This is a genomic window from Nostoc sp. DedQUE09 (genome assembly GCF_034530915.1).
In the GTDB taxonomy this organism is placed as follows: domain Bacteria; phylum Cyanobacteriota; class Cyanobacteriia; order Cyanobacteriales; family Nostocaceae; genus Nostoc.
The window spans coordinates 22,912-28,911 of the sequence record NZ_JAVRCE010000085.1; the positions used below are offsets into that span (position 1 = coordinate 22,912).

Here is a 6,000-nt window from a genome sequence, read left to right on the forward strand (position 1 = left end):
GCTATCAGAGGTTTAAGAAGTCTAATCTAAGACACTCCACTTCTTGTAAGTATGTAGTTTAAGCCCAATACTTGTCAGGTTTTGGGGGAAAGGGGAAGGTGGGGCCCCCTCTGGGGATAAGGGGCAGGGGAAAAGGGAAATTTAAAACCCTTAATCCTTACCCTTTAACCCTTTCCCAAAACCAAACTATGGGTTCAAAATGCAAAACCCGAGTAGTATTCAAAAAATTCTTTGAGTCAAAGTTGCACTTCTAAAGCGTAGGAGTACGCTTAGGGCACAGCCTCTCCAAGAGTTGGCTTTACGCTACGCTATCACTTGGAACGAATAATCCTTATGCTTTTTTGACTTGGCAGGCAAAACATTTAAATGCCTGCTGTCCTGAAAGATTGTCATAATATTGTTTATCTATCAAGATATTAACTGACTCATAGTAGGGAGTTCCAAACTCTTCTGCCATTTTCTGCCCAGGTCCAAACCAGTTAGGGACAAAAATAGTGTCTTCTCGAATTCCTGACCAAACCAATGCAGTGCCAATGATTGAGCCTCTGGGGCTTTCAACTATGATTTCATCACCATTTTTTATGCCTGCTTTTTTTGCTGCCTCTGGATGGATTTGTACTAGGCGAACACCATTCATTTGCTTGCCTGTATAAGTCCAGTGAGTTACAGAGTGGAAATGAACTACACTCGATCTACCAGTCATTCCCATCAGTGGGTACTGCTTGTGTACTTTCCCAGAAGAGATTTTTCCTAATTTAATGTTTTGAGTCAGAGCCTGTGAATTCACAGGATTTTTTACCAACTCAGATGTGTATTCAATGGTTGGATGCTTACCTGTCACCTCTGGATGGGTATAGAAGCTTGGCAGAGCAGAGTGTCCAGCCTCAGCTAGCCGACTTTGCAATTGTGGAGTATAAATTTCTACTTTCCCACTGGGAGTTAGGAATCGCTTACCAATGTTATCAGGGTTAAGAGCTGATGCGGCTTCATACCAAGATGCATGATCTAAGTAAAGTGTGCTGACACCAGGATGATCTACTGTTGGACAAGGCCAACGCAAGGGTTCTGTTCTTTGAGATAGTCTTTGTTGGGTCATACCTCCCATTCCTGGAGTATTCCTTAAAAAAGTTGCCCACAGATGACGATAGTCTTTCCAAGAATCAGGAAAGTTCTCCCTCCAGTATTCAGGCGGATTGCGTTTGTCTAATTTCGCTGTGGCGTGTGCTAAATCAATCCAGATATGCCAATCTGGTTTGGACTCACCTATCGGAGTAACCACTTGTTCTTGCCAACGGATTGCTCGATCATCCCGCCGCATATAAACGGTTTCCATTTCAAAACCACTGGTTACGGGCAAAATAATATCAGCATAGTACGCTGACTCTTCCATAAACAATCCAGTGTAAACATAAAATTCTAATTGACGGTAAGCCTGTTTTACTTTAATTGTGTCTGAACAAGCCAACAGAGGATTCCCCTGAGTAACGATCGCTTTAAGTTGATAAGGTTCACCTGAAATGATCGATTCCGCAAAATAATCTGGCCCAATTGGTAGTGCAATATCTTTGTTAGGTGTTTTACCAATAATCGCTGGCAAATTCAATTCCCCTGGCCAAGTATTGTGCATGAAATTGCAACCACCACCAGGAATACCAATATTACCTGTAATTGCAGCTAGGAATGTCAAACAACGGTAAGTGTCAAAAGCCCCTAATTGATGAGAAATCCCAGCGTTGCAGAAAATCGCAGCAGGTTTAGTTTTGGCATAAGCCTCAGCTAGAAGCCTAATCTTTAATGCTGGAACATCCGTTACAATTGCAGCCCACTCTGGTGTGTAATTAAAGCTCTTGAGGTGATTCTTCAGTTCATCAAAACCCAGTACCCACTCTTTTACAAAAGCAGCATCGTATAAGTTGTTAGTCACGATGTGATAGAGCATTGCCAAAATCAAAGCCAAGTCAGTGTGTGGCTTAGGTGCAATCCATTCATCAGCTTGCGCTCCTGTAGGAGTCAAACGTGGGTCGATAACTACTAGTTTGGCTTTGGTCTGAACACGACTTTTGAGAAGATAGGCAAAGGTTACAGGATGGGTTTCCGCTTGATTCGTACCTAAAAACAGAAAGAATTTAGCAGATCCCAAGTCTTCTTTTTTAGTCGCATTATCAATTCCGTAACCGTTTGTAAAATTACCCAAGCCAAATGTCCATGCCAAAGCATTGCCACCTGCATCGTTGCATACAGGCCCAACATCGGTATTATTAGGACTACCCAGCATACTAAAATAGCGTCCGACCAGAGAACCTGTCCCCCGTGGGAGTCTGCCAGAGGTTTTGTTCGCGATCGCTCTAGCTTCACCTGCATCCCTAAGTGTCAAAAACTTGCTAGCTATAATTGAAAGTGCTTCATCCCAAGAAATTGGCTCAAATTTAGAATTGCTGTCACCTTTATTTCCACTAACCCGCTTCATTGGGCTTTTCAAGCGAAAACGATTGTAGACTAGCTGGGTCATCATTGGTCCCTTGATACAAAAGCCACCAGCCTGTACTGGGTCATTTGGTTCACCTAACACATCTATGATGCGTCCGTCTTTGAGATGAACTTTCAATCGGCACAAAGAATTGCAGAATTGACAAGCACTATCTACAATCTTATCTGGCTCTAGGGCTGCCGATTTCTGAATAAAATCAAATTTAGTACTTTGGAGAGGGATTGCCTGATCGTCTCCAATACTTGCAGCATCTGCCACTTCTTTTTTTAGTAACTCTGCTGCACTTACAGCAGCTGTACTAATAGCCACCCCTTGGATAAAACCACGCCGTGAGGTCTTCTTCCTGCCTTTTGATGTCATGGAGATCTTCTCCTTACATATTGCGCTTATTACAGCATTTCACAAATGGGGGTGCAATTTAACTGCATTCTAAATAAATAGCTACATACTTGAACAACCTTGCCTCTTTTGACAACCAATTTACAGACAAGCCTAAGTAAAAATTTTCTAATTCCTGGAAAAACAACTTAGCAAATATCCAAGGGGGCATAGTGTTTTTTGACAGAGAACGGCAAAGTTTTCCTTAATAACTTAGCCTAGAAATTGACAAGCACAGATATTAATGATTGTCCTCAACGCAAAGAGTTTTCTTTGTTTTAAAAGAATCTACGCCTTTGGACGCTTACATTTCATTCAGGCATACCCAAAGTTTTTAATGTCAAAAGTTTTACGATTTATTTGTCAAAATTTTTCTGATTTAGCCGAAACCACTTGAGACTAAAGACTGATTTCTCAATTTGTTGACACCAGTAATATTAGAAATCAGGTGTATTTTTTCTGGATATAAAATTACATATTTTTCAATTGTTACCATATCCAGTAGTGTTTCAGGGCGTTCTCTTGCGAAAATAGTAGGACTCGACCCCGCAGGACCTGAGTTTGAAGGCAAAGCAGCAAGCGAACGCTTAGATCCGAGCGACGCCAATCGTATTGTATCTATTCATACTAGTGAAACTTTAGGCTATGATGCTCGCTTGGCTACCCTGGATGTCTATGCCAACTGGAAGGAGCTATTTCAGCCTGGACAGTGGAATTTTGCTGGTAATCATGGTTATGCCAATATTCTCTATACAGAATTACTCCAAGGCAATAACTTTACCCAGTCCAACGGTATTCTCCTGAACTTGAATACAGTAGTCAATGCTGAATTTACTGGGCAGAACGATACCAGCACAAAAAACAATTTGACTATTGTTGCTTTGAATCTTTTGGGTACCGCTAACAACGACACACAAGCGGGTGGTGCAGCCAATGATAACATCCGTGGTAATGCAGGAATTGACTACATTACAGGTGGTGATGGTGACGATTCCGTGTTTGGGGACGATGGTAACGATCTTCTCTATGGTGGACGTGGGAATGATTCTGCCTTCGGCGGCACTGGAAGCGATCGCCTGTTTGGAGATGAAGGTGGCGACATACTCACAGGAACAGATACACCAGCAAGAGGTGTTGCTGAAGTTGACCTTTTGACTGGCGGCGCTGGGAGTGATCAGTTCGTTGTCCTCAAGCACTGGTTTTTTCTTACTACGACCAAATCCTTCAAACATGGCTGTGTTTAGTAAATGCTATTCATGATTTCAATACCTCCAGCATCTGCAATACAGCACTTCCGGCTATTATGAAAATTTTGCCCATATTCGGGTAGCCACCGAGATACGCGCAAAACGGGACACGTTGTAAAGTTTTGTAAATTTAAGTGCCAAAAACCTTGATTTACCGTTGTTTCAGCCTCAACCTCAACTTGACTATTCAAATGAAGACATTCCCTAAAAGGGTCATTTTTGGGCAAGAGTCAGGGATAAAAAGAGGTGAAAGCTTGGTTTTACGGTGCAAAAATTTGATTTGCCTAATATTATTTTTGGGCAAGTTAGTAAATTAACAAGGGGTTGTTTGCAATATTTCTTTACAACGTGTCTCTTTTTGCAGGTATCTTGGCGGGCACCCTTTTAGTTTTGCTCAAGCATCGATATCGAACCCAGGCATAAACCGTTGCATACTCTATATCTTGTCCATGTTCTTGTTTCAACCACTCAACTATTGCACCATAGCTACTAAAGCCTTTTCCTATTTTTAACTCCTCTGCCAATGCTGCGAGCGCAGCATCATCGATTTTCCGTTTTGCACAAGAGTGCTTTCTTAATTTCTAATAAGCCGTAGGTCTGTGGTGTGCGATTGGTTAATGGCTGTGTAGAGATCGAATAGACCGTCGCAGACATCGCTCTGACCAAATTATTCCTACCTTATTTAATAAAAGGATTTTCAATCTTTAGTTCAGCAATCCCTTGAAAATCATTAGCATTTCTTGTAACCAAAAATGCGTCTTTATGTAGTGCAGTAGCAGCAATAATTGCATCAGGAAGCTTAATTTTATACTGTCGTTTCAATTGGATTGTCTGCTCTTCAATCTCTCTTAACAAGGGAACTGAGTAAAACTGGGATAGTAAATCTCTGATCCCTTGCTCTTCTTCTTTTTCTAAGCCTGCAAAACTTAATAATTCTATGTAGATAATTGGTGATATCAAAACTTCGTGTAAATTGAGAAATTCTTCTGTAAAAAATGAATTAACTGTTGGTTCATCCGCAAGATAATAAATAAAAATATTTGTATCATATACGTATCTCATCCGTCCCACTCCTGACGTACAGCATCTAAATGAGCCAGCATGGCTTCTTTTTTATGCTTTAAAATTCCTTTAGTTTGAGTAACTTTTTTATAGTTTTTTTCCCAATCTAACAGCATTGATTCTGGTATATCTACTGTAATTGAATCTTCATCTTGATATATAAGATAATGTTTTGGTATTTTAATTATTGGCACAGTTAGATTCTCTTGTTTCTCAGATTTATTGGTTTGATTATAACGGATTTGTAGAACTGAGTCATTCTTGGTGGGAGCGGGTTAAATATTATGCTCGGCTGGCGATTGAGCGGGTGGAGAATGGGGTTGATGCGGTCAAAGAATTACTCAGCACCTTAACCCCTGATAAACGGTTGGGTGTAATGCTGGAGTTTGAAGATGCAAGTCCAGAGAAGTTTGCTAAATTGGTGGCAGATACTCCACAGTGGACTGAATGGATGGCGTGATTTATTGGGAACAGGATCAAAATTGGAGATGTCTACACCTTGAATGAGGCATTGGAGAGAAAGCTACCTTTATCAAAGAAAGTGCCATTCGATTGGCACTATCGTTTACGAGATACTAAGAATAGTACCTCCCAAACCGTAATGCTTGGATAGCAAAGCACTGATCAAAGGTTAGAATATTTTGAATCTTTGGGCTATTCATTTGGCTCAGGGTTCACGCATTTCCACGTCTGACTGGGAGCAATGGGAGTGATTGCATCTTTAAAAGATAAATAGGTCTGTGCTTTTACCATGCTGAAAGGCATTCAGTATGCAGTCTTAGGAGAAAATTGTTTTCAGAACGCTTTTAACTGTGACCACCAATG

Annotated in this window: 5 protein-coding genes; 2 read left to right on the forward strand and 3 right to left on the reverse strand. The window is 41.0% G+C overall.

Translation table 11 applies throughout. From position 1 onward, the window contains the following. Positions 1-331: 331 nt before the first annotated feature. Positions 332-2,848, reverse strand: a complete 2,517-nt coding sequence (locus RMY27_RS32255; RefSeq protein ID WP_322668890.1) for a molybdopterin-dependent oxidoreductase — start codon at positions 2,846-2,848, stop codon at positions 332-334. A 440-nt stretch (positions 2,849-3,288) separates the two neighbouring features. Here RMY27_RS32255 and RMY27_RS32260 point away from each other — a divergent pair, with 440 nt between their 5' ends. Continuing rightward, the gene (locus tag RMY27_RS32260; RefSeq protein ID WP_322668891.1) at positions 3,289-4,110 is read left to right on the forward strand and encodes a hypothetical protein; all 822 of its coding nucleotides are present in this window, start codon (positions 3,289-3,291) and stop codon (positions 4,108-4,110) included. Positions 4,111-4,791: 681 nt separating this feature from the next. Here RMY27_RS32260 and RMY27_RS32265 read toward each other — a convergent pair. Together RMY27_RS32265 and RMY27_RS32270 are read right to left on the reverse strand one after the other, a co-directional pair. Further along, the gene (locus RMY27_RS32265; RefSeq protein ID WP_322668892.1) at positions 4,792-5,175 is read right to left on the reverse strand and encodes a type II toxin-antitoxin system VapC family toxin; all 384 of its coding nucleotides are present in this window, start codon (positions 5,173-5,175) and stop codon (positions 4,792-4,794) included. Next, entirely contained in the window at positions 5,172-5,369 is a 198-nt protein-coding gene (locus RMY27_RS32270) for a hypothetical protein (RefSeq protein WP_322668893.1), read from the reverse strand. The genes RMY27_RS32265 and RMY27_RS32270 overlap by 4 nt, the downstream gene beginning before the upstream one ends. On the opposite strand from RMY27_RS32270, the gene RMY27_RS32275 reads away from it, so the two are divergent. Next, a complete protein-coding gene (locus RMY27_RS32275; protein WP_322668894.1) occupies positions 5,363-5,635 on the forward strand; it encodes a hypothetical protein in 273 nt (90 codons plus the stop codon). The genes RMY27_RS32270 and RMY27_RS32275 overlap by 7 nt on opposite strands. The last annotated feature ends 365 nt before the right edge of the window (positions 5,636-6,000 follow it).

Bases quoted from the DNA above. Each gene is read 5' to 3' on its own strand.
- RMY27_RS32265 (WP_322668892.1), bottom strand. From the start codon at position 5,175: ATGAGATACGTATATGATACAAATATTTTTATTTATTATCTTGCGGAT.
- RMY27_RS32255 (WP_322668890.1), bottom strand. From the start codon at position 2,848: ATGACATCAAAAGGCAGGAAGAAGACCTCACGGCGTGGTTTTATCCAA.